Below are 1,277 nucleotides of genomic sequence, written 5' to 3'. Positions count from 1 at the left end.
CATGGCCCCCCTTCTCCCGAAGTTACGGGGGCATTTTGCCGAGTTCCTTAACCATAGTTCACCCGAACGCCTCGGTATTCTCTACCTGACCACCTGAGTCGGTTTAGGGTACGGGCCGCCATGAAACTCGCTAGAGGCTTTTCTCGGCAGCATAGGATCATCCACTTCACCACAATCGGCTCGGCATCAGGTCTCAGACACATGCACGACGGATTTACCTACCGTGCGTCCTACACCCTTACCCCGGGACAACCACCGCCCGGGCTGGACTACCTTCCTGCGTCACCCCATCGCTTACCTACTACAGATCTGGACCGGCGGCTCCACCACTCCCCCTCACTCCGAAGAGATCAGGGGCGGCTTCACGGCCTTAGCATCGTCTGATTCGATATTGGGCGTTTCAAAGCGGGTACCGGAATATCAACCGGTTGTCCATCGACTACGCCTGTCGGCCTCGCCTTAGGTCCCGACTTACCCTGGGCAGATCAGCTTGACCCAGGAACCCTTAGTCAATCGGCGCACACGTTTCTCACGTGTGTATCGCTACTCATGCCTGCATTCTCACTCGTGAACCGTCCACAACTCGCTTCCGCGGCTGCTTCACCCGGCACACGACGCTCCCCTACCCATCACAGCGGGCGTTGGCCCTCATGCTGCAATGACACGACTTCGGCGGTACGCTTGAGCCCCGCTACATTGTCGGCGCGGAATCACTTGACCAGTGAGCTATTACGCACTCTTTCAAGGGTGGCTGCTTCTAAGCCAACCTCCTGGTTGTCTCTGCGACTCCACATCCTTTCCCACTTAGCGTACGCTTAGGGGCCTTAGTCGATGCTCTGGGCTGTTTCCCTCTCGACCATGGAGCTTATCCCCCACAGTCTCACTGCCGCGCTCTCACTTACCGGCATTCGGAGTTTGGCTAAGGTCAGTAACCCGGTAGGGCCCATCGCCTATCCAGTGCTCTACCTCCGGCAAGAAACACACGACGCTGCACCTAAATGCATTTCGGGGAGAACCAGCTATCACGGAGTTTGATTGGCCTTTCACCCCTAACCACAGGTCATCCCCCAGGTTTTCAACCCTGGTGGGTTCGGTCCTCCACGAAGTCTTACCTCCGCTTCAACCTGCCCATGGCTAGATCACTCCGCTTCGGGTCTAGAGCGTGCAACTCAAACGCCCTGTTCGGACTCGCTTTCGCTACGGCTTCCCCACACGGGTTAACCTCGCTACACACCGCTAACTCGCAGGCTCATTCTTCAAAAGGCACGCAGTCACGA

The 1,277-nt window shown here is 57.4% G+C and carries 1 rRNA gene (running past one end of the window); it reads right to left on the bottom strand.

Features of this window, described 5'->3' with window-relative positions:
- Positions 1 to 1,277, bottom strand: a 23S ribosomal RNA gene (locus tag ACFU5O_RS37415); its annotated part reaches 1,271 nt to the left of the window's first position; the annotation flags it as partial.

Origin of the sequence: Streptomyces sp. NPDC057445 (genome assembly GCF_042802855.1) — a bacterium.
Classification (GTDB): domain Bacteria; phylum Actinomycetota; class Actinomycetes; order Streptomycetales; family Streptomycetaceae; genus Streptomyces.
The sequence above is the reverse complement of the archived record's forward strand: the minus strand, read 5'-3'. Positions and strand labels throughout refer to the sequence as shown.